22 protein-coding genes are annotated in these 23,603 nt (G+C 48.5%); all 22 read left to right on the top strand.

Annotated elements, in window-relative coordinates; genetic code table 11:
• The first annotated feature begins 44 nt into the window (after positions 1–44).
• Positions 45–1,412, top strand: a complete 1,368-nt coding sequence (locus Q7C_RS02935) for a M16 family metallopeptidase (RefSeq protein WP_014703200.1) — start codon at positions 45–47, stop codon at positions 1,410–1,412.
• The gene (locus Q7C_RS02930) at positions 1,402–2,709 is read left to right on the top strand and encodes a M16 family metallopeptidase (RefSeq protein ID WP_014703199.1); all 1,308 of its coding nucleotides are present in this window, start codon (positions 1,402–1,404) and stop codon (positions 2,707–2,709) included. Before Q7C_RS02935 ends, Q7C_RS02930 begins: the two co-directional genes overlap by 11 nt.
• On the top strand, positions 2,690–3,271 hold the full coding sequence (gene rsmD, locus Q7C_RS02925) for a 16S rRNA (guanine(966)-N(2))-methyltransferase RsmD (RefSeq protein ID WP_014703198.1): 582 nt from the start codon (positions 2,690–2,692) through the stop codon (positions 3,269–3,271). Before Q7C_RS02930 ends, rsmD begins: the two co-directional genes overlap by 20 nt.
• Positions 3,272–3,491: 220 nt before the next feature.
• Positions 3,492–4,328: an alpha/beta hydrolase gene (locus Q7C_RS02920; protein WP_187287369.1), complete on the top strand. Its 837-nt coding sequence runs from the start codon at positions 3,492–3,494 to the stop codon at positions 4,326–4,328.
• A gap of 105 nt (positions 4,329–4,433) precedes the next feature.
• A complete protein-coding gene (gene coaD / locus Q7C_RS02915; protein ID WP_014703196.1) occupies positions 4,434–4,925 on the top strand; it encodes a pantetheine-phosphate adenylyltransferase in 492 nt (163 codons plus the stop codon).
• A gap of 43 nt (positions 4,926–4,968) precedes the next feature.
• The gene (locus tag Q7C_RS02910; RefSeq protein ID WP_014703195.1) at positions 4,969–5,217 is read left to right on the top strand and encodes a YfhL family 4Fe-4S dicluster ferredoxin; all 249 of its coding nucleotides are present in this window, start codon (positions 4,969–4,971) and stop codon (positions 5,215–5,217) included.
• Positions 5,218–5,283: 66 nt separating this feature from the next.
• On the top strand, positions 5,284–5,670 hold the full coding sequence (locus tag Q7C_RS02905) for an H-NS histone family protein (protein WP_014703194.1): 387 nt from the start codon (positions 5,284–5,286) through the stop codon (positions 5,668–5,670).
• 122 nt (positions 5,671–5,792) lie between these two features.
• The gene (leuS, locus tag Q7C_RS02900) at positions 5,793–8,246 is read left to right on the top strand and encodes a leucine--tRNA ligase (RefSeq protein ID WP_014703193.1); all 2,454 of its coding nucleotides are present in this window, start codon (positions 5,793–5,795) and stop codon (positions 8,244–8,246) included.
• 17 nt (positions 8,247–8,263) lie between these two features.
• Positions 8,264–8,767, top strand: a complete 504-nt coding sequence (locus Q7C_RS02895; RefSeq protein ID WP_014703192.1) for an LPS-assembly lipoprotein LptE — start codon at positions 8,264–8,266, stop codon at positions 8,765–8,767.
• A gap of 9 nt (positions 8,768–8,776) precedes the next feature.
• On the top strand, positions 8,777–9,808 hold the full coding sequence (gene holA, locus Q7C_RS02890; RefSeq protein ID WP_014703191.1) for a DNA polymerase III subunit delta: 1,032 nt from the start codon (positions 8,777–8,779) through the stop codon (positions 9,806–9,808).
• A 22-nt stretch (positions 9,809–9,830) separates the two neighbouring features.
• On the top strand, positions 9,831–11,090 hold the full coding sequence (locus tag Q7C_RS02885; protein WP_420795004.1) for a glutamate-5-semialdehyde dehydrogenase: 1,260 nt from the start codon (positions 9,831–9,833) through the stop codon (positions 11,088–11,090).
• Entirely contained in the window at positions 11,071–11,733 is a 663-nt protein-coding gene (nadD, locus tag Q7C_RS02880; RefSeq protein ID WP_014703189.1) for a nicotinate-nucleotide adenylyltransferase, read from the top strand. Before Q7C_RS02885 ends, nadD begins: the two co-directional genes overlap by 20 nt.
• Entirely contained in the window at positions 11,733–12,563 is an 831-nt protein-coding gene (locus Q7C_RS02875; protein ID WP_014703188.1) for a YdcF family protein, read from the top strand. Before nadD ends, Q7C_RS02875 begins: the two co-directional genes overlap by 1 nt.
• A 31-nt stretch (positions 12,564–12,594) precedes the next feature.
• The gene (gene rsfS / locus Q7C_RS02870) at positions 12,595–12,945 is read left to right on the top strand and encodes a ribosome silencing factor (protein ID WP_014703187.1); all 351 of its coding nucleotides are present in this window, start codon (positions 12,595–12,597) and stop codon (positions 12,943–12,945) included.
• Positions 12,942–13,412 (top strand): 23S rRNA (pseudouridine(1915)-N(3))-methyltransferase RlmH, encoded by a 471-nt coding sequence (gene rlmH, locus Q7C_RS02865; protein ID WP_041366446.1) that lies wholly within the window; start codon positions 12,942–12,944, stop codon positions 13,410–13,412. Before rsfS ends, rlmH begins: the two co-directional genes overlap by 4 nt.
• Positions 13,409–13,999 carry a Maf family protein gene (locus tag Q7C_RS02860; RefSeq protein WP_041366444.1) on the top strand — a complete coding sequence of 197 codons (591 nt, stop codon included), beginning with the start codon at positions 13,409–13,411 and terminating at the stop codon, positions 13,997–13,999. Before rlmH ends, Q7C_RS02860 begins: the two co-directional genes overlap by 4 nt.
• Complete coding sequence (rng, locus tag Q7C_RS02855) at positions 13,992–15,461, top strand: ribonuclease G (protein ID WP_014703184.1); 1,470 nt, start codon at positions 13,992–13,994, stop codon at positions 15,459–15,461. Before Q7C_RS02860 ends, rng begins: the two co-directional genes overlap by 8 nt.
• 1 nt (position 15,462) lies before the next feature.
• Positions 15,463–19,245: a YhdP family protein gene (locus Q7C_RS02850; RefSeq protein WP_014703183.1), complete on the top strand. Its 3,783-nt coding sequence runs from the start codon at positions 15,463–15,465 to the stop codon at positions 19,243–19,245.
• A gap of 43 nt (positions 19,246–19,288) precedes the next feature.
• Positions 19,289–20,731 carry a metalloprotease TldD gene (tldD, locus tag Q7C_RS02845; RefSeq protein WP_014703182.1) on the top strand — a complete coding sequence of 481 codons (1,443 nt, stop codon included), beginning with the start codon at positions 19,289–19,291 and terminating at the stop codon, positions 20,729–20,731.
• Positions 20,731–21,786 carry a tRNA (5-methylaminomethyl-2-thiouridylate)-methyltransferase gene (locus Q7C_RS02840; RefSeq protein ID WP_014703181.1) on the top strand — a complete coding sequence of 352 codons (1,056 nt, stop codon included), beginning with the start codon at positions 20,731–20,733 and terminating at the stop codon, positions 21,784–21,786. Before tldD ends, Q7C_RS02840 begins: the two co-directional genes overlap by 1 nt.
• Complete coding sequence (locus tag Q7C_RS02835) at positions 21,783–22,016, top strand: sulfurtransferase TusA family protein (protein ID WP_014703180.1); 234 nt, start codon at positions 21,783–21,785, stop codon at positions 22,014–22,016. The genes Q7C_RS02840 and Q7C_RS02835 overlap by 4 nt, the downstream gene beginning before the upstream one ends.
• Positions 22,017–22,187: 171 nt before the next feature.
• A complete protein-coding gene (glnA, locus tag Q7C_RS02830) occupies positions 22,188–23,597 on the top strand; it encodes a glutamate--ammonia ligase (protein ID WP_014703179.1) in 1,410 nt (469 codons plus the stop codon).
• Positions 23,598–23,603: the final 6 nt, after the last annotated feature.

The raw sequence follows: 23,603 nt of genomic DNA, 5'->3' as shown, positions 1-23,603 counted from the left end.
ACTTCGATTTTTGATCTTACCACGTCATTAAATGTGAGATGCAGATGCAACATTTAAAAAAAATTGGGTTTTTACTGTTGATCTTGCCGTTAGTCGCAACGGCACAAGTCAGCGAGTTTGAATTGGACAATGGTCTTAAACTACTGGTCAAACCAGATAACCGCGCGCCGGTTGTTGTTTCACAGGTTTGGTACAAAGTCGGCTCTAGCTATGAATATAATGGTATTACGGGTATTTCTCATATCCTGGAACATATGATGTTCAACGGTACCAAAAATCTGAAACCCGGCGAGTTTTCCCAGATTATTGCCGATAACGGCGGTAGTCAGAACGCGTTTACGGGCCGTGATTACACGGCTTATTTCCAAACACTCAGTGCCGACCGGCTGGAAGTCAGTTTCAAACTGGAAGCAGACCGCATGCGAAATCTGCAAATTGATGAAGAAGCCTTACTTAAAGAGCGTGATGTCGTTGCTGAAGAACGCCGTATGCGAACAGATGATAATCCGCAGGGTATGTTGCGAGAAGCATTTAACGCAACGGCTTTTATGAACAGCCCTTATCATCACCCGGTTATCGGCTGGATGCAGGATATTCAACATTATCAGAAAGCCGATCTCGAAGACTGGTATCAACAATGGTACGCACCCAACAACGCGATTGTCGTTGTGGTTGGTGATGTTGAGCCCAATGCTGTGCACGCCTTGGCCAAACAATACTTTGGTCCCTTGCAGCCAGAGACGGTGATACCGCCCAAACCTCAGATCGAGGTTGAGCAGCGCGGTAAACGTGATATTCAGATGCAATTGCCGGCAACATTGCCGTCGCTGATGATGGGCTGGAAAGTGCCTGTTGTTACCACAGCGGAAACAGCATGGGAGCCCTATGCGCTGGATGTGCTTGCCGGCATTCTCAGCGGCAGTAGTAGCAGTCGCTTTCAACGGCAGCTGGTGCGTGAACAGCAGGTTGCTGCCGGTATTAGTGCCTACAACAGCAGCTTTTCCAGATTAGATGATTTGTTTGTTATTGGTGGTACACCAGCTCAGGGTAAGTCCGTTGATGCCTTACAAAAAGCGATTATGGCGCAGCTTGATGAAATTAAAGCGAACCCGGTCAGTGACGTTGAGCTACAACGCGTCAAAACGCAAGTTGTCGCCGATGAGGTTTATGAGAAAGACAGTGTTTTTTATCAGGCGATGCAATTGGGCATGTTAGAGACGATTGGTCTTGATTGGCAGGTTGGCGAAGACTATGTCGACCATATTCAGGCCGTTACTGCAGCTCAGGTTCAACAGGTTGCCCAACGATATTTCAATGATGTCCGTCTGACGGTTGCTGAGCTTGTACCGCTCGCGACCAAGTCGAATTCAGTCGAGGAAAATCAGGCTGCAGGAGAAACCCATGATCACTAAGTTCGTTGTATTTATTTCTGCCATCCTGCTGAGTCTGTCGGCTGCTGCATCCCCCGATATTCAACATTGGCAGACTGAGCAAGGGACGCGAGTCTATTTTGTGGCAGCACCTGAGTTGCCCATGCTGGATGTTAGGCTCATTTTTGATGCCGGTGCCGCCCGTGATGGCGCGCTGCCTGGCACAGCTTTAATGACCAATGCCATGCTTGATGAAGGTACCAAACAAGCTGACAGTGATGCGATTGCCGCCAGCTTTGATAATGTTGGTGCCAATTTCAGTACAAGTTCTGAGCGTGACATGGCGCTGCTTAAACTCAGGACATTGACGAAAAAGGATGCACTGGAACCGGCATTAGCGATGTTTACCCAGCTGGCCAGTGAACCGATTTTCCCTGAAGCGCCCTTTGCACGCTTAAAGAATCAGCTGAAAACACGTTTGCAGGCAGAGCAGCAATCGCCCAAGTCTATTGGTGAAAGAGCCTTCTATGCTGCGCTATTTGGAGATCATCCCTATCACCGTATGCCTGCTGGTGATATGGCGAGTCTTGAAAAAATCACACCTGAACATTTGCAACGATTTTTTGATCGCTACTATGTGGCAGGTAATGCAACGCTGGTTTTGGTGGGGGCAATTACAGAACAACAGGCAAGAAAAATTGCTGATAATTTGAGCCAATCGTTAAACCCGGGAGACAAAGCGGCGGCTTTGCCAGCCGTTGATGCATTGACTGAAGCCAGTTTTGAGCACATTGCGTTTCCGTCTTCACAAACCCACTTGTTCGTTGGTCAACCTGGCATGACCAGAAATGATCCGGATTATTTTCCACTTTATGTCGGTAATCACATTCTGGGTGGTAGTGGTCTGGTGTCTTTGATCAGCAACGAAATTCGGGAAAAACGGGGGTTAAGTTATAGTTCCTACAGCTATTTTCAGCCGATGCGTGAAGCTGGTCCTTATCAACTTGGCTTACAGACGCGCAATGCGCAGGCTGATGAAGCCTTGGAAGTACTGAAACAAACCCTGACGCGCTTTGTTGAAAATGGTCCAACTGCAGAACAGTTAGCGGCGGCCAAACAGAATATTACCGGTGGTTTTCCGCTGCGCGTAGATAGCAACAGTAAAATTGCCGATTATCTGGGCGCAATTGGCTTTTATGATTTACCGCTCGATTATCTGGAAACGCTGAATGAGAAAGTCAATGCCGTGACTGCGACGCAAATTCAAGAGGCATTTGAACGGCGAATTCACCCGGAAAAAATGGTTACGGTATTAGTTGGTGGCAAAGTCGAAGAATAAATCAAATTCGTCTGGCAGCGTCCGCATCATTGGCGGCCGCTGGCGAGGACGAAAAATCAGTTTCGCTGATTTGTCTGATTTAAGACCGACACCCGACAGGGTACGAGAAACCGTATTTAACTGGTTGCAGGCCGATCTGGGTGGCGCTCATTGTCTGGATGCCTTCGCCGGCAGCGGTGTGCTGGGGTTTGAAGCCGCTTCCCGTGGTGCAAGATCAGTCGATTTGGTCGAACAGGACAAGCAAGCATTTGCTTTGTTGAACGCAACGCAACAGCAGTTGCAGGCCGGTGAGTGTCGATTATTCAGGCAAGATGTCAGGATGATGTTGACGGAAACATCACAGCCCTATGATGTCGTTTTTCTCGACCCTCCCTATCGATTACAGTATTGGCAATCGGTGGCGGAATTGCTGGAAGAGCGCAAATTATTGCAGCCGCACAGTCTTATATATCTGGAATATCCGGCCGGTCAGGCAGTGCCAGTGCTACCGGAAAATTGGCAAATGCAAAAGTCGAAAACGGCAGGTGATGTCACTTATTGTTTGTTTGCCAGAGCAGCCTAGACCGACTTTATAACCAGTGCAGTAAATCAGCTTGTTTCAACCGGTTTTGCTGCCTCATGCCCGGCATACCAACGGTTCGGCTTAACAAAAACGAAGGGGCAGGGTGGTCCAAAACTTATTTTTTCGCACAGTGACGCGTTCATCAGCAAGTCTGTTTTGGCTGATGGCGGGGTTAAGTTTTGTAATTACCTGTTCAAACACGGTGAAAGCGGAACTTGCTGTGCAATCGAGACCCGTGCTGGTGACCAATGCGGTCGAATTTGAGATGCACGATAATTTTGCTAAACAAGACGAACCGGCCTATCAAACACGTCGGATTTATGTGTCTGTACCTGATAGTGAGGTGCCAGATGCGGGGTTTCCGGTCATATTTTTATTGGACGCTAATGCCTGCTTTCGGCCGGTAGCAGAGCAGATACGACTGGCAAGTCGTCATCCCAAGGGCATACAGCCAGCTATTCTTGTCGGCATCGGATATGACATTACAGAGCCTTATGATACGAAACGGCGCTGGTATGATTTTACTCCAGCAACGGCATTGCCTGCCAAACAACCCCTTGCGCATATGCGAAGAAACGGGCCAGTCAATTATGGTGGTGCAGCCGCGTTAGGTGAATTTATTGAGAAACAGCTTAAACCATGGTTAGCCGCGCACTATGATGTGGATAAAGATAATTACACTTTGAACGGCCATTCTCTTGGCGGGTTGTTTACATTAAATACGTTACTCAATAACCCGGGCTATTATCAGCACTTTATCGCTGTCAGTCCCTCACTTTGGTGGCATGACAACCATCTGTTAAACCAATTAAAGCAAACTTGGCATGACAGTCCCGCGTTATTGGAGCGTCAATTAAACCAAAAGCACCTATCGGTTTATGTCGGTGGTGAAGAACGGGAAGTCATGTTGCCGGATGCCAAACAGTTTATGCGTTATATCGAGACATTTGTGGAAACCAAAGGTGTGATTGAACTCAATCATCTTAACCATGGTTTAGTGGTGCAGCCCGCTATCGCTCATGGCCTATTACAGGCATTACCGAAACAAACCGAATGAAGTAAAAAATAGATACTTTTTCGATGCATTAAACGCGTCTTGATTTCAGCGAATTCAGAGATAACGTAAAATAGAAATTATTTGCCTGACAGGCAGGTTGACATAATGGCGATAACAGCGATTTACCCAGGGACGTTTGATCCGGTCACGCATGGCCACACAGATTTGGTTAATCGAGCCAGTCGGTTATTTGAAAGATTAATTGTGGCGGTGGCTGCCGATACAGGTAAACACAGTTTGTTTGACCTCGATCAACGGGTTGCCATGGCGCAAGAAATTTTTAAAGACTTCGATAATGTTGAAGTGGCCGGTTTTACAGGCCTGCTGGTTAATTTTGCCAGTCAGAAACAGGCTAATGTGATTATTCGTGGTTTGCGCGCGGTGTCTGATTTTGAATATGAAGTGCAGTTAGCCGCCATTAACCGACGTCTGCATGTTGAAGTGGAGACGCTTTTTTTGGCGCCGGCAGAACAATACACCTTTGTGTCTTCCAGCCTAGTGCGCCAAATTGCTTTGCTGGGCGGTGATGTGTCGCAGTTTGTTGCCCCTTGTGTTCAAAAAGCATTTATTGAATATCTGGAAGCAAACCCCAAATAACGTTATGATCTATAAGTTTTTCTGTTAGTGACGTGGAGCGTGTATGTCGCTGTTTATAACTGATGAATGTATCAATTGTGACGTGTGTGAACCGGAATGTCCGAATGGTGCCATTACTCAGGGTGAAGAGATTTATGTGATTGATCCGGCGCTGTGTACGGAGTGTGTTGGTCATTTTGATACACCACAGTGCGTTGAAGTGTGCCCGGTTGATTGCATCCCTAAGGATCCGGATAACGAAGAAACCCACGATCAGCTTTATAAAAAATATCAAATACTCATGGCTGTTTGAGGTTTTTTCTTTGTTTTGCAAAGTGGTTAATCTATTTCGCCAAAACCAAATAGTCGAGATGAGCAAATGAGCAAATTATCTGATGTGAATTTAAATGATTTTTCCGAGCAGGAATTACAAAAACTAATTCACCAATCCAAAAAACAAATTAAAAAACTTAAAACCAAGAAAGTTGCTGTTGTAAATAGCAAAGATCCGGATGTGATTGCCGTTGCCAATGCCTTACGTGAATTAGCCAAGAGTAAAAAAGTGCCACCTGCTGAGGCACTTAGTGCGGTCGCGAAAAACTTGCGTATCGCGATGACGCCAAATCGGAAAAGCCGTTCTGAAACACCAGTTAAATATCGGCACCCCGAAGATGAAAATAAAACATGGAAAGGCTTTGGTAAGCGGCCGCTATGGCTGGCTGAAGCGCTACAAAAAGGACATAAGCTGGAAGAGTTTAAAGTGTGAAATCCGGTTTATCGTTACGGGAACAAGCCGACCGTCTGATTTTCAATTTCATTTACGTCGCGCTTTAAGCGCGGCGGTGCCTGCGGTATGCTTAGCCGCTTTGAGTTTGTCTGAGAAGAAACATGTCCACTGAATACCAACCTGCGCAGCTAGAAGCCGATGTACAGTCCTACTGGCAGCGCCAGCAAACTTTTCGCGCAACCGAAGATACCAGTAAACAAAAATTCTATTGCCTGTCGATGTTTCCGTATCCGAGTGGACAACTCCATATGGGGCATGTTCGTAACTACACGATTGGCGATGTCATTTCCCGATTTCAGCGCATGCAAGGCAAAAATGTGCTTCAGCCCATGGGCTGGGATGCCTTTGGGTTACCTGCTGAAAATGCTGCGATAAAGCACCAAGTTCCACCAGCAACTTGGACTTATCAAAATATTGATTACATGCGTGGGCAGTTACAGCGACTTGGGTTAGCCTATGATTGGCAACGCGAGATCGCTACCTGTAAGCCAGACTATTATCGCTGGGAGCAGTGGTTATTTGTTCGCTTGTTCAAAAAAGGTTTGGTTTATAACAAAACCGCTGCTGTGAATTGGGACCCGGTCGATCAGACGGTCTTAGCCAACGAACAGGTTATTGATGGCAAAGGCTGGCGATCTGGTGCTCCTGTTGAGCGAAAAGAAATTCCTCAGTGGTTTATGAAAATCACCGATTATGCGGAAGAGTTGCTAACCAGCCTAGAAACCTTGTCCGGCTGGCCGGAACAAGTAAAAACCATGCAGGCAAACTGGATTGGACGTTCCGAAGGCTTGCAGTTCAGTTTTGCTGTTGATGGCAGTGAGCAGCGCATTGCCGTTTACACAACGCGTCCAGACACCCTGATGGGCGTCAGCTATCTGGCTTTGTCTCCTGATCACCCGCTTACCCTTCAAGCAGCGGAAAATAATCCTGAGCTTCGCGCCTTTGTTGACGAGTGTCTGCAAACAGGCACATCCGAAGCTGCCCTGGAAACGGTACAAAAACGTGGCATCGATACCGGGTTGCGAGCAATTCATCCGGTAACAGGCGAAACCGTGCCGGTATGGACGGCCAATTTCGTGTTAATGGGCTATGGTACTGGCGCGGTGATGTCGGTTCCCGCGCACGATCAACGGGATTTCGAGTTTGCGCAGGCCTATGAATTGCCAGTTAAACAGGTGATCGAACCTATTTCTGGCGAAGCAGTTGATCTCAACACTGCCGCATACACTGATAAAGGTCGCTTGATCAATTCGGGGCAGTTTGATGGCTTGGATTTCCAAGCCGCTTTTGATGCGATTGCCAACGCGTTGGCTATCTCAGCAGAAGCTGAGCGCAAAGTGAATTATCGTCTGCGCGATTGGGGCGTGTCGCGGCAACGTTACTGGGGCACACCAATCCCTATTATTTACTGTGATAGTTGTGGTGCTGTGCCGGTGCCTGAAGCAGATTTACCGGTTGTCTTACCGGAAGATGTAGTGGTTGATGGCTCAGGCTCGCCAATTAAATCGATGCCTGAATTTTATAACTGCACCTGCCCCACTTGCCAAGCGCCAGCAAAACGAGAAACAGATACTTTCGATACGTTTTTTGAGTCTTCCTGGTACTACGCACGCTTTGCGTGCCCGGATAATCCCGACGCGATGCTGGATAAACGTGCCGACCACTGGTTGCCGGTAGATCAGTATATCGGCGGGATCGAACATGCCGTTTTACATCTGTTGTATGCACGATTTTTTCATAAATTACTGCGTGACGAAGGCTTGATCGATAGTGATGAACCTTTCACAAACCTGCTGACGCAAGGCATGGTGCTGAAGGATGGGGCTAAAATGTCCAAATCCAAGGGCAATACCGTTGATCCGCAGGCATTGATAGACGAGTACGGCGCGGATACGGCGCGTTTGTTCATGATGTTTGCCGCGCCACCAGAAATGTCTTTGGAATGGTCGGATAATGCCGTAGAAGGCGCCAATCGATTTTTGAAGCGGCTATGGCGGGCGGTACACGAACATCGTGAGACGATTGAGGGTGAATTGCCGAAAGTCGCGCCAGAATCTGCAGCAGCTACTGCCCTACGTCGTCAAACCCATCAGACCTTGGCGAAGGTCACCGATGATCTTGGCCGACGTCATACCTTCAATACCGCTATCGCAGCAGTGATGGAATTGATGAACGCGCTGACTAAGTTTAACGAGCAGGATGCCGCTGCTTTATCAGTTCGCCAAGAAGCGTTAGAGCTGGTGGTGCTGATGTTGTCGCCGATAACGCCGCATATATGCCATCACTTGTGGCAAGTGCTGGGGCATCAATCAGCCGTTGTTGATGCTGTCTGGCCTGAAGTCGATGCGTCTGCACTCAAACAAGATACAATTGAATTGATTGTACAGGTCAATGGTAAATTACGTTCACGCATTGAGGTGGCGGCAGATGCTGATAAGGCATCAGTTGAAGCTGCAGCAATGGCTGATGAAACTACCCGACGATTCACGGACGGTCAGACCGTTCGAAAAGTGATTGTTGTCCCTGGCCGACTCGTTAATATTGTCGTCGCCTAATTCGGAGGAAACGCCGCATGATAAAGATGAATGCGCTGAGATTATTATTGGTTGCGACGCTCAGTTTGCTAATGGTTGCCTGTGGTTTTCAGTTACGAGGCGCCGCCGCGATGCCTGACAGTATTGAAACGCTCTACATTCAAGGGATAAATATTCGTGACGGTTTGGGTTTACGCTTAAAACGCATACTGAATCGCAATGATGTCAAGGTGATTGATGAATATCGTGACGGGGCGGCATTGATGACCTTCACCGAGAATAAGCTGGAACGACGGGTGATGTCAGTCGGTGTGCAAACCGCCAAAGTTGCAGAATACGAATTGATTTTGAGTGTGGTTTACAACCTCAGTGATGCACAGCAAAACAGGCTGGCTGAGCAAGAACGGTTTGAAGCGCGCCGCGACTACCAATTCAACCCGCAACAGGTGCTTGGCCGCGATGCGGAGGAAGAAATTCTCATCGAAGAAATGTATGAGCAAGTCAGTCAGGCGATTGTCCGTCGTTTATCTGCACTCAAATAACGCTGGCTGATGCGGCTTAGACCTGAACAGCTCGCTCAACGCCTGTCCCAACACTGGCCAAAAATCACGCTGATTTTTGGTGAGGAAACGTTTCTGGTTGAAGAAGCGGCCAGTCAGGTACGTGAAAAAGCGCAACAGCAGGCAATTTCAGAGCGGCAAGTGTGGCATGTTGAAGGTCGATTTGACTGGTCACAAATCCCGCTTGAGCATGATAATTTATCGTTATTTGCCAGTCATAAGTTGATTGAAATCCGCTTACCAAAGGGTGCGCCGGGTAAAGAGGGCGGGGCGTGGCTGCAGCGGTTTGTTGAACTGGCGCCAGCGGAAATCAGTTTGTTGATTATCAGTGGCAAAATTGATGCCCGTTCTCAAAAAAGTAAATGGTTTACCGGACTGGATGCGGCGGGTTGGACTATCCCGATCTGGCCAATACCGTTTTCGGCGTTACCACAATGGATTTTTCAGCGGATGAAATCGCGTGGTTTGCAGGCCGATTTATCGGTCGCTAATTTACTGGCCGAACGTCTTGAGGGCAATTTGTTTGCGGCAGCGCAAGAAATCGATAAACTCGGCCTGCTAAGCGATAATGGCAGGGTGACGCAGCAATTGGTCGTTGAGAGTGTGGCAGACAATGCGCGATTTGGTGCGTTTGGTCTGATGGATGTGATTCAGGCTGGCCAAGTCAGTAAGGTTCCGCGCGTTTTGGCGCGTATCCGTGCGGAAGGTCTGGATATCCTGTCCGTTTTGTCAGCGATTTCCTGGGCCGTGCAGCGGCATGCGGATATGGCTTTGCAGCTGGCATCTGGCGTTCCGGCCCGAGCGGTTTTTTCGAGTCAGCAGCCGCGCGTGCCGGAAAAGAGTCAACAAGTGACTTTGCAAACAATCAAGCGTCACGAACCAAACCATTGGCGACGCTTTTTGTCGTTATTGGCGGAAATTGATCAGTCTGCAAAAGGACGTCCAGATTGTGACGATGCCTGGCGGTTACTTGAGCAACTGTGTTTGCAACTAACCGCAGTGCCCTTATTACAACGCAATTGAGCAGGGTGATTTGATAGGAATAATGGTGGATATTTATCAATATATAGAACAGCTTGGTCAACAAGCGCGGCAAGCGAGCCGGGTGCTGGCCAAAGCCGAAACGGCCGCAAAAAATCATGCTTTACATGCGATTGCGGATCATGTGGAAAATCAAGCCAGTGCTTTGCAGTCTGCGAATCAGCTGGATTTGGACGCCGGTAAACAAAAAGGATTGGACGCGGCATTATTGGACAGGTTGACGCTGACGCCAGCGCGAATTAACGCCATGGCAACGGGCCTGCGGGAAATTGCTGCGTTACCGGATCCCGTTGGTGAAATTAGTGGCCTGACTTACCGGCCGTCTGGTATCCAGCTGGGTCAAATGCGGGTGCCGCTGGGCGTGATTGGTATCATTTATGAGTCACGACCCAATGTGACGGTTGATGCGGCGGGTCTTTGTCTTAAATCAGGCAATGCCACTATCTTGCGAGGTGGCAGCGAGGCACTGCATTCAAATAAAGCCATCGCGCAATGCGTGCAGTATGGTTTGCGTGACGCCGGCTTGCCGGAAACAGCCGTGCAATTGGTGGAGACAACAGATCGCGAAGCAGTCGGTCAATTAATCACTTTGCCGGAGTATGTTGATGTCATTGTACCGCGAGGTGGCAAAGGTCTAATCGAAAGAATCAGTCAGGATGCTCGCGTGCCGGTTATCAAACATCTGGATGGTATTTGTCATGTTTATGTTGATGCTGAAGCAGATCTCAGTATGGCAACTGATATTGCTTTCAATGCCAAATGCCACCGATATGGTGTCTGTAATGCCATGGAAACCTTACTCGTAAACGGACAAATTGCTGCGCAATTATTACCCACGCTGGCTGAGCAATTTCGTAATGAAGGCGTCGTGCTTCGGGGCTGTGCCGAGACCAGGAAGATTTTGCCAGAGATCGATGTCGCCACAGAGGAAGATTGGAATACAGAATACTTGGCGCCAGTTCTCTCAATACGTATTGTCCAGAATATTGATGAGGCGATGGATCACATTCATCAGTACAGTTCGGGGCATACCGAAACCATCGTGACGGAAAACTATGGGTTGGCAAGACGCTTCCTACGGGAAGTGGATTCCAGTTCGGTCATGGTGAACGCCTCGACGCGGTTTGCAGATGGATTTGAATATGGCTTAGGCGCAGAAATTGGAATTTCCACGGACAAATTGCACGCTCGCGGCCCGGTTGGTCTGGAAGGGCTGACTTCTCAAAAATGGATTGTGTTGGGTAGTGGCCAAATTCGAAAATAACGGCTTACCAACCGGGATTGGTATTTTTGGTGGCACCTTTGATCCGGTCCATTTTGGTCATTTGCGTATTGCCCTTGAGGTGTGCCAACAGTTAAATCTGGATCATGTGCGATTGGTGCCTTGTCATGTGCCGCCGCATCGCTCTCAGCCGACTACGGACGGCAAAGCGCGTCGTTTGTTGTTGGAGTTGGCGGTGAAAAGCTGTCCATCTTTAATTGTCGACGATATCGAGCTAAACCGTGCAGGGCCTTCCTATAGCATTGATACTGTGCGTGCGCTTCGTGAGGATTATCCGCAGCAATCACTGTATTTAATCGTAGGCAGTGATAATTTCCGACAATTGGATACTTGGCGTGATTGGCAGTCCCTCTTGCAATATGCCCATATCGTCGTTGTCAGACGCGCTGGTGAGGCGCTGGATCTCTCGACTACCATGGCAGCATGGTTGCAAACGCATCTTGCCAAATCAGCCGATATCAATCTGACCGAAGGAAAAGTCTGGACGCTGGATGTCACGCCTTTGGCGATTTCCGCAACTACCATCAGAGCACAACGTGCTGCAGGGGGATCGGTTCAGTTTTTGCTGCCTGAGACGGTGTTGACCGCGATGGATCAACTTGGTCTGTATCCAACTGACAGGTGATGCAAGCAGATTTTTTCACATTATCAAAAATTGGCTGGATGTTAGTCAGTCCAACAGCATGGATAGTATGGGGTGTTGTGCTGGCAACAATTTTCTTGTTGGTCGGCTGGATACGCACGGCCAAAGTTGGATTATGTGGTTTATCCCTTTTACTGGTGCTGACCAGTTTTTATCCTTGGGGCGATATGCTGCTTGGTAAACTAGAGAACCGGTTCGCCGCTCCAGCCCTAACTGAGCAGATACCTGATGCCCTGATTGTGCTTGGCGGAGCAGAAGATATGACGGTATCACTAAGTCATAGTGGTGCAGAAGTAGGGGAAGCCGCAGAGCGTTATCTGGTGGCAGCGCAACTGGCCAGAACCTTTCCAGAAACACCGGTGTGGGTAAGTGGTGGCAGCGCCGCGTTGACGATGACAGATCATGCGCAAGTGGCCGCGATTCACCGGCGTGTGATGCAGGTTGCCGGCTTACCTGCTGAACAAGTGAGGATCGAGCAGCAAAGTCGCAATACGGCCGAAAATATGCAGAATTTATCTCAAGTGTTACCCCGCGATGGTTATTATCTGTTGATTACGTCCGCATTTCATATGCCAAGAGCGATTGGTGCGGCACGTCAGCAGGGACTAAAGCTAACTCCCTATCCAGTCGATTATCGAACCGAGTCCGGTGCGTATAGAAAGCTCCGTTTCCAACCCTTATCTAATTGGAAAAATCTAGAGCTGGCATGCCGGGAGTGGTTGGGTTTGGTGGTGTACTATCTGACCGGAAAAAGCCCATCCATTTTTCCTGCACCCGGAAATGACGCAGACGCCAAAGGCGACATGCGCTAAACTAAAACTGATGTTAACCAATGGAGATGCCATGCAGGCAGAACATTTGAAATTACTGGTACTTGATGCCTTGGAATCAATCAAAGCACAGGATATTACGGTACTCGAAGTCACTGATATGACTGATGTTTGTGACTATATGATTATTGCCACCGGCAATTCAAACCGTCAGGTGAAAGCCCTTGCCAATGAAGTGGCGGTTCAGGCTAAAGCCGCTGGGGTTCAACCGCTCGGTATTGAAGGTGAAGATGTTGGGGAGTGGGCGTTGGTTGATCTGGGAGATGTCATTACCCATATCATGACGGCACCTACCCGTGCGACTTATAACCTGGAAAAGTTATGGCGGGTTGAAAACAAGCAGACGGCGGCAGACGGTGAATGAAGCTAAAACTCCTCGCTGTTGGTCACAAAATGCCGCAGTGGGTGACTGATGGCTATCAGGAGTACGCTCGACGATTACCTCGTGATTGTTCCCTGCAATTGACGGAAATTGTGCCGGCAAAAAGAGGCAAGACCGGTCATGCAGAGCAATGGAAGCAAGATGAAGGCAAACGATTGCTGTCAGCGCTATCTGAACAGGATCATGTGGTAGCGCTGGCTGTTGAGGGAAAGCCTTGGAGTACGCCGGCATTGGCCGCCGAGCTTGCTGCCTGGCAACAACGTGGTCAAGATGTCAGTTTTTTGGTTGGCGGTCCCGATGGTTTATCGGCAGAATGCATGGCAAGAGCAAACCAGCTCTGGTCACTGTCGGCACTTACTATGCCCCATCCGCTAGTCCGTGTGATTATGGCTGAACAAATATATCGTGCCTGGTCGCTTTTAAATAATCATCCCTATCATCGGGCATGAGATTTCCACGCATTTATCTTGCTTCTGGATCACCACGACGCCGCGAACTTTTGGCGCAATTGGCAATCTCTTTTGACGTACTGGCAGTAACAACGGATGAGTCGGTGATGGCCAATGAATTGCCTGAGGACTATGTCAAACGGGTAACCACTAACAAAGTTCAAGCAGGTTGGCAGAAAATGCAGGAGCAGCAATTAACACGCAAACCCATCCTGGCTGCTGATACGGCCGTTGTAGTTGGTAATGAGATCCTGGGCAAGCCTGTCGATGAATCTATGGCCCGATCATTCATGCAGAGGCTTTCTGGTACAACACACCAAGTCATTACTGCGGTGACTGTATTGAACGGGACAGCACTGCAATGCCGACTTCAGTGGAATACAGTGACATTTTGCCAACTGACGGCGGCAGAAATTGATTGGTATATTGGTACAGGAGAGGGCAACGATAAAGCCGGTGGTTACGCTGTTCAGGGCCTGGCAGCCCAGTTTATTGAGAATATAACGGGCAGTTACTCGGGCATTATGGGGTTGCCGTTGTTTGAAACCCGCCAATTATTGCAAGGTATGGAATCTCCGAATGAGTAGTGAACTGCTGATTAATGTGACGCCCAGTGAAACCCGTGCCGCTGTCGTTGAAAACGGCGTTTTGCAGGAAGTGTTCATTGAGCGCAGTGAGTCCCGTGGGCTGGTAGGCAACATCTACAAAGGTAAGGTTTGCCGTGTCTTGCCCGGCATGCAAGCCGCATTTGTTGAAATCGGTTTGCCACGTGCTGCTTTTTTACACGCCTCTGATATTTCGATTCCAAAAGGACAGACGGGAGATCTAGAAGCCAGTGCCGTGACTCCGCCAATTACCAGTCTGCTCAGAGAGGGGCAGGAACTCATGGTGCAGGTCATTAAAGACCCCATGGGTACGAAAGGAGCACGTTTGACCACACAATTATCGGTGTCTTCACGCTATCTGGTGTATATGCCAGAAGCAGAAGGAATCGGTATTTCATTGAAAATAGAAGATGAAGCGGAACGGGAGCGCTTAAAACAGTGTCTGCTTGAGAAAATGCCTATTTCTTCTGGCGGATATATCATGCGGACAGCTGCTGAGGGCGGGAGTGAGGCTGAGATTGCCGCCGATCTTCAGTTTTTACATCGGCTCTGGCAAAAACTGACTGAGCGGCGCAAACAATTAGCCTGTGGTGAAGCGCTTTACGAAGATCTGCCATTGGCACTACGCGCCTTACGCGACTTAATCACGCCAGAAATTGAACGTATCCGCATTGATGCAAAAGAAAGTTATCAGGCGGCCTGTCATTTTGCCGATAGCGTCATGCCGGAATGTCTGAACAGGTTAGAGTGGTACCCAGGGCCGCGTCCTTTATTTGATTTGTTTAGTGTTGAGGATGAAATCCAAAAGGCTTTAGAGCGCAAGGTTTTACTTAAATCCGGTGGCTATTTAATCTTCGACCAAACCGAGGCGATGACAACGATTGACGTCAATACCGGCGGCTTTGTTGGCCATAAAAACCTTGAGGAAACCATTTTCAAAACGAACTTGGAAGCGGCGCATGCGATTGCTCGTCAACTGCGGGTAAGGAATCTCGGCGGCATCATCATTATCGACTTTATTGACATGATTGAACTCAGTCATCGCGAACAAGTGCTGCGTGCCTTGGAACAAGCCATGCAAACGGATCGTGCCAAACACAAGATCAGTGCGGTATCGGAGTTGGGGTTGGTTGAGATGACGCGTAAACGCACTCGGGAAAGTCTGGGCCATATTCTGTGTGAACCCTGTCCAAGCTGTCAGGGACGGGGATATACCAAAAATGTCGAAACCGTCTGCTATGAAATTTTTCGCGAAATTCTCAGAGAGTCCAAGCAATATGAGTCAAAACAGTTTTTGATTTTAGCGTCACAAGATGTCATTGATAGACTTAATGATGAAGACTCCACGAAAGTAGCAGAACTGGAACAGTTAATTGGTAAACCCATTCTGTTTCAATGTGAACCTCAATATGGTCGAGAACAGTACAACGTGGTGCTGATGTAATATGAAATCGTGGTTGACAGGTCTGCATATTGCCGGTCGGCAATTGATCATGTTGATCGCCATCGCTGCCGTTATTTTGATTCTCATATTGGCTAGTGGTTACTGGCTTTCACAAGCGGTTGCCGATAGACAGGCGGAAATCGCAGCGTGGGCCAGTGAACGAAGTGGTTATGATATTGAGATTGGCGATGCACGTATTTACTGGCTAGATATCATTCCCAAGTTACGACTTAGTGACGTGACTGTGCTCACACAGCAAACGCGTCAGCCGGTATTATCTTTTGACAATCTGGATGTGGCGGTGGACTTGCTGAGCAGTTTGCAGCACCAGCAATTAGCCGTCGACAGCGTTGCTGTAAGTGGCTTGCAAGCCCAGATTAGCCGAGATAGCCAAGGAAAAGTCCATTTGTCTGGTGGTCATGCCACAACGGGTAGTCAAGATATCGCAACGTTTCAAAAACGGGCGTTGGGCATCGAGTCTGTGAGTGTGTCAGAGGCCAGCATTGATTATGAAGATGAAAAATGGCCACAACTGACAGGTCGCTATCAGTTTGAAAATGGACTAATCGTTCAAGATGCCGGTTTTATTAAAGGCTCCGTCAATATTCAGCCACCGGTGCATTTGGGCGAAGCCATTCAGGTTCAGGCTGAGGCGTCTACAGCGCAACCTGCATTGGATCATTGGCAAGTTAGGGTTGCAGGCAGTGAAATTGAATTAGCCGCACTACTTGGCCAGCGTTCGCTTGCCGATATTCAGATTAATCAAGGTACGACAGGGCTGAACCTGACCGCAATAAAACAACTCGACATGTTTTCAGTCGTAGGCACCATGGAGGGGGATGATATTGTTCTGCAATCGGCAAACGATCCACAGTTGGCAGTTACGCTGAATAGTTTTTCAACAGCACTGGACTTTATTCACGAAGCGTCTCAGTGGCAGCTTGCATTGGATCAGTTTGCTGTGAATATCGACAATCGTGAATGGCCTGAGACGGAAATGCAGATAGCCGTCTCGCCGAAGTCGGGTGTATCCCTTACCAGTTCCTTCATGCAGATTGGTGATGTGAGTCAAATTGCCAAACTTACCTCTGCGACACCTGATTGGATGACGGCGCTGGACCCGGCTGGTGAGGTATCCGCGTTTGAATTACGTTTATCCCCTGAGCAGTCTCTGGAAGTTTTAAGCGGTGAATTTCGCAATGTTGCGACGGCGCCGTATCGCGATTTCCCCGGGGTCTCTGGCGTGACGGCGAAGGTGCAGTGGCATGAACAACAAGCACAAATTGAACTGAATAGTACAGCGCTTGCATTGTATAGCGAGACACTGCCGAAAACCGTGTATTTTGATAAAGCCAGTGGCAGGGTGAGTTGGCAGCCGGCATCGACAGGTGATCTACTGGCGGTTGAAGCGATTCAGATTATTAACCCCGATATGCATCTTATACTCGATGGCAGCTGGCGAGGCGGGACAGAACCAGAAACTGACATGCGCCTTTCTATTGCCGATTTTCAGGTAGCCAATTGGCTGCGGTATGTCCCGGAGTCAATATTGGAGCCGACCTTTTTAAACTGGGCGCGTGAGGCTTTTGTTGCCGGCAAGATTATCGATGGTCATGTTCAGCTCAATGGTGACTTGCGCGCATTTCCATTCGACACAAAACCGGACGCAGGCGACTTCAGTTTTCATTTGCCCGTGCATCAGGTTACCCTCGATTATGGTGAAGGCTGGCCACCTTTAGAGCAGGTATCAGGACAAGTTGACGGTCATAATAATCAGCTGACTATCGCGGCCAGTCAAGGTCAAATTGCCGGCTATGAGTTTGCAACCGTTGCTGCCGAGATTGATAACCTGATTAACGGTTTGCCAATATTGACCGTGGATGGAAAATTACAGGGACAGGCCCAGTCCGGCATGGATTTTTTAAAAAACAGTCCACTTGCAGAGCGGTTTGGACCGCTGGCTGAATCATTGACACTGCAGGGCGAATCAACCCTGGATTTGGCACTAACAGTGCCACTGCTCGATCCCGATAACACGCAGGTGCAGGGTAACATCGGCTTAACAGGGAATCAGCTCACGCTGACCGCTTTACCTAAATTGCAGTTCCAATCAATTAACGGGGCGCTGAAATTTGATAATGACGGGCTGTATGCTACGGATGTGCAAACCCAGTTTTTGGCTAATTCGGCTCGCGTCAATGTCGACACAGACGAAGACAAAACACTGGTGAGCATTGAAACCAGTGCGTCCGTGTCCAGCCTGGCAGCGCATTGGCAATTAGATATGCCGCTACTGGCTGATATCAGTGGTACAACAGAATTAGCGGCGAGTATTGCTATTCGTGAGACTGGGCTAGGTGATTTTTCGGTTTTGGTCAACTTGCAATCAGACCTTATTGGTATTGCATCGTCACTGCCACCGCCATTTAATAAATCAGCGCAGACAGCCATGCCGTTGTCATTACAAATTGAACCTGCGGATACGTTACGCATAAACGGATCGCTTGATAATGGACTCAGTGCGTCAGCAAGGCAGCAGGGAGACGATTGGCAAGTTGCTATTGGTTTTAATAAGCCTGATCTGACTCTACCTGACGCCGGTGTGTCGGTATCCGGCCAAATGGCATCGCTGGATTTAGCACCATGGCAACAGTGGCTTGCAAATCAATCTGGTCAATCAGCGTCCTCAGTGTGGCAACCAGATAAGTTGAATCTACAATTTGAGGAACTCAAGCTGCCTAAGCTGACTTTGGATGCGGTCAACCTTGAAGGCCAAAAAAAAGCCGCTTTTTGGCAACTACAACTTTCGGCAACGCAATTACAAGGCAATATAAACTGGCCAACATCAGGCGATGTGTTGCCGAGCTTAAACTTTGATTTCATTGATTTTCCCTTGCCAGCATCGGATGGGGCGACTGCGCAGCAAGCAAAACCATCCCAGTCCCCTTTATGGCCTGGTTTTCAGTTGAACATTAACAACCTGCGTATTGACGGTATGCAGCTTGGGCGTTTGCAGGCAACTGCATTACGTGAGCCGATGCGGTGGCAATTGGTTTCCGCCAGTTTACAATCGCCGTCACTACAAGCGACGGCAAGCGGTAATTGGCGTCGTACTGATGATGGTGATAATACGGAATTACGCGTAGAGTTGAGCAGCAGTGATATGGCAGCCTTATTGACAGATCTTGGCTATCAACCTGCGATAGAGGCTGAGTCGGTCCGTGTTTCGGGGCAATTTAACTGGCCGGATCAGCCTCTGGCAATGGACAGAAAAACGTTAACCGGCAATCTGCAAGTTGAAGCACGCAAAGGCACCTTGAAGGAAATTGAGCCGGGCGCAGCGGGGCGAATTTTTGGTTTGCTCAGTTTTACAGCAATTCCACGTCGCCTGTCTCTCGATTTTAGCGACCTTTTTGGGCAGGGTCTGGACTTCAGCCAAATTGATGGACGTTTTGAGTTTGCCAACGGTTTGGCGACCACGAATAATTTGCAGTTGCGAGGTGATACAGCGGTAATTAATGTGACTGGGCCGGTTAACTTAGTCGACCGAAGTTATAACCAAATCGTGCAAATTACGCCCAAAGTTTCTTCAACATTGCCATTGGCTGGCGCGGTTGCCGGTGGCCCAGTCGGACTGGGGGTTGGTACGGCCATCTTTATTGCCGATAAAATAGCCGGACGGCTTTTTGATCGTGAGTTGGTCGACATCATCAGCTATCGCTACAACCTGACTGGACCATGGGATGCGCCGGAAATGCAATTGTTTGACGCGGAAAGTCCGTGATCTCTGATAAAATAAGCGTTTTATCCAGATTAAAAGAAGCATTATGAGCACAGCCTATCTTGATGTCGTGACAGCATCATTGCTGACCCCGGCGTCACTTCAGTTGCAAGATGCTGAAGCTGCACTGGCCAAAACAATGCGGCCAGGCGTGGACTATGCGGATCTCTATTTTCAGCGTAATCGCAGTGAAAACTGGTTACTTGAAGACGGGATCATCAAGGATGGTGGTTTTCACCTTGAGCAAGGCGTTGGCGTTCGTGCCATTAGCGGTGAAAAAACGGGATTTGCTTATTCAGACAATTTAGAAAAATCTGCATTACTCCAAGCCGGTGATGCAGCCAGTTCTGTAGTGAAGTCAGGGCAGCAGAAAAAAATTAGTCTGGCTAGCATGGTACGCGCTACACCCTATTACGCCGCTACTGACCCGATTTCGACTTTATCCGCTGATGCCAAACTGGATTTGCTACGGCGAGCCGATACCGCAGCTAGAGAGGCTGACCCCAGAGTCAAGCGAGTAACGGTCAGTCTTGCCGGTGAAGAAGATCTGGTTTTTATTCTGGCCAGTGATGGTACGTTGGCAGCAGATGTCCGTCCTCTTATTCGTTTAAATGTCAGCGTCATTGTCGAGTCGGATGGCCGACGTGAGCGGGGTAGTGCCGGCGGTGGCAGACGACTCGATTATCAGTATTTTGTTGCGGATGACTTACCAGAATCTTTTGCCAAAGAAGCCGTGCGGCAGGCGTTGGTTAATCTGGAAGCAGTTGATGCCCCGGCTGGCAGTATGCCTGTGGTACTGGCATCAGGTTGGCCTGGTGTTTTATTGCATGAGGCCGTTGGGCATGGGCTTGAGGGAGATTTTAATCGACGCGGTAGCTCTGCTTTTTCAGGCAGAATTGGTGAGCAGGTCGCCTCGTCACTTTGTACTGTTGTGGATGACGGTACCCTCAGCGATAGGCGTGGATCCCTAACTGTCGATGATGAAGGCACGCCAACACAGTGCACGACCTTGATTGAAAATGGTCGGTTGACAGGCTATATGCAGGATAAACTCAATGCCAGGTTAATGGGTATGCCAACCACCGGCAATGGTCGCCGGGAGTCTTATGCGCATTTACCTATGCCCCGCATGACCAATACTTACATGCTCGCTGGCCCGCATAAGCCCGATGAAATCATCAGCTCAGTAAAAAAAGGCATTTATGCCGTTAATTTTGGTGGCGGTCAGGTCGATATCACCTCAGGCAAATTTGTTTTTTCCAGTAGCGAAGCTTATTTAATCGAAAACGGTAAAGTAACGCGTCCAGTCAAAGGTGCAACATTGATAGGCAATGGGCCTGATGTCATGAATTGTATCAGTATGGTGGCTGATGATGTGGCTTTGGATTCAGGCATTGGCAATTGCGGCAAAGACGGACAAAGTGTCCCGGTTGGTGTTGGGCAACCCACCTTGAAAGTCGACAAGCTGACAGTGGGGGGAACCGCCTAATGGCTGATCGTCCCCATAAGGCCATTGCTTTACTTTCTGGTGGTTTGGACTCGATGTTGGCGGTCCGCGTCATTCAGGAACAGGGTATCGAGGTTGAAGGGATAAATTTTTATACGGGCTTTTGTGTCGAAGGCCATACGCATGCAATTCGCAATGAGCATCGAGAAAAAACTAAACGCAATAATGCCTTATGGTCAGCAGAGCAGTTGGGAATAAAACTACATATTGTTGATGTCATAGAAGAGTACAAGGATGTTTTGCTAAATCCGCGACATGGCTATGGCAGCCATATGAACCCTTGTCTTGATTGTAAGGTATTTATGGTTCGCAAAGCCGTTGAATGGATTCGGGAAAATTATCACAATCATTTCGACTTTATTATTACCGGAGAAGTCATCGGCCAACGGCCTAAATCACAGCTAAAAAAGAGCATGCCCGTTGTCGCGAGAGAATCTGGTGCCGAGGATATATTGCTCAGACCGCTCTGTGCGAAGAATCTGGCGCCGACAAAACCGGAACGTGAAGGTTGGATTAATCGTGACCAACTTTATGGTTTTTCCGGGCGTAATCGTACGCCGCAAATGAAGCTGGCGGCGTCATTTGGCTTTACAGATTATGCTGCGCCGGCCGGCGGCTGTTGTTTTCTGACGGATGCCAGCTATTCAGGCAAACTGGTCGATTTGTGGCAGGCGCGTCAGTCACGGGATTATGAGTTAGATGACATTATGTTATTAAAAGTTGGGCGTCACTTGCGTCCTGAAAAAACGTTTAAGGTTATCGTGGCGCGAGATCAAGGTGAATGTAAATTCATGGAGGGATATCGCAACCAATATGTCAGTCTCACTCCGGTCAGTCATAAAGGTCCAATGGCGTTAATTGATGGCGATATCTCGTCTGCTCAATTAGACTTGGCTGCGTCGATTGTGGCGCGATTTGGTCAGGGCAAACTGGCCGATGAAGTGATGCTTGAAGTGAGAAAACCGGATAACCATCGGGAAATGGTAAAAATTCGGCCTATGCCAGCGGCTCAGATCCCGCAAAGTTGGTATTTATGAGTCACCATTACCTGAATGCGGAGCGCCTTTTATGCCCGATGCCGGTGATTCGGACTCAAGATAAAGTAAAGCAGTTACAAGCGGGCGATACACTGGCAATCAGCTGCACCGATCCGGGTGCATTGCATGATATTCCGGCATGGGCGAGAATCCATGGTCATGAAATAACCGAACAGCAAACGCGCGAAGCGGGCTGGGTCATTACGGTCAGAGTTGGTGCGTCGCACTAAAGTGGTGCCTATCGTGCAATAACCGCACCTTTTTGGTGCTTTTGTGGTGAGGGGAAGCGGTTAATTGCCTGTTTTGAGTGCATTGTAGAAGTTGGCAAGCTTTGTGCTGTTATGGTGAGTGTAAATTTTTTGTAGCACCGCGGGGTGCATTTTTAAACCTGGAGAGATTACATGTCAGTCGAAAATGTTTTACAGATGATCAAGGACGAAGAAGTCAAATTCGTCGATTTCCGTTTTACCGACACTCGTGGTAAAGAACAGCATGTTTCTTATCCGGCGCATGGTATTGATGAAGATACCTTTTCTGAAGGTGTGATGTTTGACGGTTCATCTGTTGCTGGCTGGAAAGGAATTAATGAATCAGACATGATTCTGATGCCGGACCCGGAAACGGCCGTGTTAGACCCTTTCATGGATGACATTACCTTAATCATTCGTTGCGACATCGTTGAACCAGCGACAATGCAAGGCTATGAACGTGATCCCCGCAGTGTTGCTAAGCGGGCGGAAGCTTACTTGCAATCTACCGGCATGGCCGATGTCGCTTATTTTGGCCCAGAACCGGAATTCTTCATCCTTGATGATGTGCGTTGGGGCAGTAATATTTCAGGGTCTTTCTACAAAATTGATTCGGATGAGTCTTCGTGGAATACCGAAAAAGTCTTCCCTGATGGCAACAAAGGTCACCGCCCAAGTGTGAAAGGCGGCTATTTCCCTGTACCCCCCGTCGACTCTTTGCAAGATATCCGTTCAGCAATGTGTCTGACCATGGAAGAAATGGGGCTGGTAACTGAAGTACATCACCATGAAGTGGCGACAGCGGGGCAGTGTGAAATCGGCACCAAATTCAACACGTTAGTCAAAAAAGCTGACGAAGTACAGATTTTGAAATATGTCGTTCACAATGTTGCGCACGTTTACGGTAAAACAGCGACCTTTATGCCAAAACCATTAGTCGGTGACAATGGTAGTGGTATGCATGTTCACCAATCCATTGCTAAAGATGGTGATAATTTGTTTACTGGTAACAAGTACGGTGGTCTGTCAGAAACAGCGTTGTACTATATCGGCGGTATTATCAAACATGCCCGTGCGCTTAATGCCTTTACTAACTCCAGCACCAATAGCTACAAACGCCTGGTACCGGGCTTTGAAGCCCCGGTCATGCTGGCTTATTCAGCACGAAATCGTAGTGCGTCAATCCGTATTCCTTTTGTCAGTAACCCTAAAGGACGCCGTATCGAAGTGCGTTTCCCAGATCCTTCAGCAAACCCTTATCTGGCATTCAGTGCCATGTTGATGGCGGGTCTTGATGGCATTAAAAACAAGATCCACCCGGGCGATGCGATGGATAAAGACTTGTACGATTTGCCGCCAGAAGAATCTGCAAATATCCCGACAGTATGTCATGCGCTGGATCAAGCATTGAATGCTTTGGATCAAGATCGTGCCTTTCTGACTGAAGGCGGTGTTTTCACCGACGATATGATTGATGGTTATATCGCGCTGAAAATGGAAGAAGTCACCCGTCTGCGTATGGAAACACATCCTGCTGAGTTTGATCTGTACTACAGTGTCTAAAACCGT

The organism is Methylophaga frappieri (genome assembly GCF_000260965.1).
In the GTDB taxonomy this organism is placed as follows: Bacteria; Pseudomonadota; Gammaproteobacteria; order Nitrosococcales; family Methylophagaceae; genus Methylophaga; species Methylophaga frappieri.
This window is presented reverse-complemented; position numbering and strand designations above follow the sequence as displayed.

Bases quoted from the DNA above. Each gene is read 5' to 3' on its own strand.
- glnA (WP_014703179.1), top strand. From the start codon at position 22,188: ATGTCAGTCGAAAATGTTTTACAGATGATCAAGGACGAAGAAGTCAAA.
- Q7C_RS02885 (WP_420795004.1), top strand. From the start codon at position 9,831: ATGGTGGATATTTATCAATATATAGAACAGCTTGGTCAACAAGCGCGG.
- rlmH (WP_041366446.1), top strand. From the start codon at position 12,942: ATGAAGCTAAAACTCCTCGCTGTTGGTCACAAAATGCCGCAGTGGGTG.
- Q7C_RS02930 (WP_014703199.1), top strand. From the start codon at position 1,402: ATGATCACTAAGTTCGTTGTATTTATTTCTGCCATCCTGCTGAGTCTG.
- rng (WP_014703184.1), top strand. From the start codon at position 13,992: ATGAGTAGTGAACTGCTGATTAATGTGACGCCCAGTGAAACCCGTGCC.
- tldD (WP_014703182.1), top strand. From the start codon at position 19,289: ATGAGCACAGCCTATCTTGATGTCGTGACAGCATCATTGCTGACCCCG.
- Q7C_RS02840 (WP_014703181.1), top strand. From the start codon at position 20,731: ATGGCTGATCGTCCCCATAAGGCCATTGCTTTACTTTCTGGTGGTTTG.
- leuS (WP_014703193.1), top strand. From the start codon at position 5,793: ATGTCCACTGAATACCAACCTGCGCAGCTAGAAGCCGATGTACAGTCC.
- coaD (WP_014703196.1), top strand. From the start codon at position 4,434: ATGGCGATAACAGCGATTTACCCAGGGACGTTTGATCCGGTCACGCAT.
- Q7C_RS02935 (WP_014703200.1), top strand. From the start codon at position 45: ATGCAACATTTAAAAAAAATTGGGTTTTTACTGTTGATCTTGCCGTTA.
- Q7C_RS02875 (WP_014703188.1), top strand. From the start codon at position 11,733: ATGCAAGCAGATTTTTTCACATTATCAAAAATTGGCTGGATGTTAGTC.
- rsfS (WP_014703187.1), top strand. From the start codon at position 12,595: ATGCAGGCAGAACATTTGAAATTACTGGTACTTGATGCCTTGGAATCA.
- Q7C_RS02835 (WP_014703180.1), top strand. From the start codon at position 21,783: ATGAGTCACCATTACCTGAATGCGGAGCGCCTTTTATGCCCGATGCCG.
- Q7C_RS02910 (WP_014703195.1), top strand. From the start codon at position 4,969: ATGTCGCTGTTTATAACTGATGAATGTATCAATTGTGACGTGTGTGAA.
- Q7C_RS02850 (WP_014703183.1), top strand. From the start codon at position 15,463: ATGAAATCGTGGTTGACAGGTCTGCATATTGCCGGTCGGCAATTGATC.
- holA (WP_014703191.1), top strand. From the start codon at position 8,777: ATGCGGCTTAGACCTGAACAGCTCGCTCAACGCCTGTCCCAACACTGG.
- Q7C_RS02860 (WP_041366444.1), top strand. From the start codon at position 13,409: ATGAGATTTCCACGCATTTATCTTGCTTCTGGATCACCACGACGCCGC.
- Q7C_RS02895 (WP_014703192.1), top strand. From the start codon at position 8,264: ATGATAAAGATGAATGCGCTGAGATTATTATTGGTTGCGACGCTCAGT.
- Q7C_RS02905 (WP_014703194.1), top strand. From the start codon at position 5,284: ATGAGCAAATTATCTGATGTGAATTTAAATGATTTTTCCGAGCAGGAA.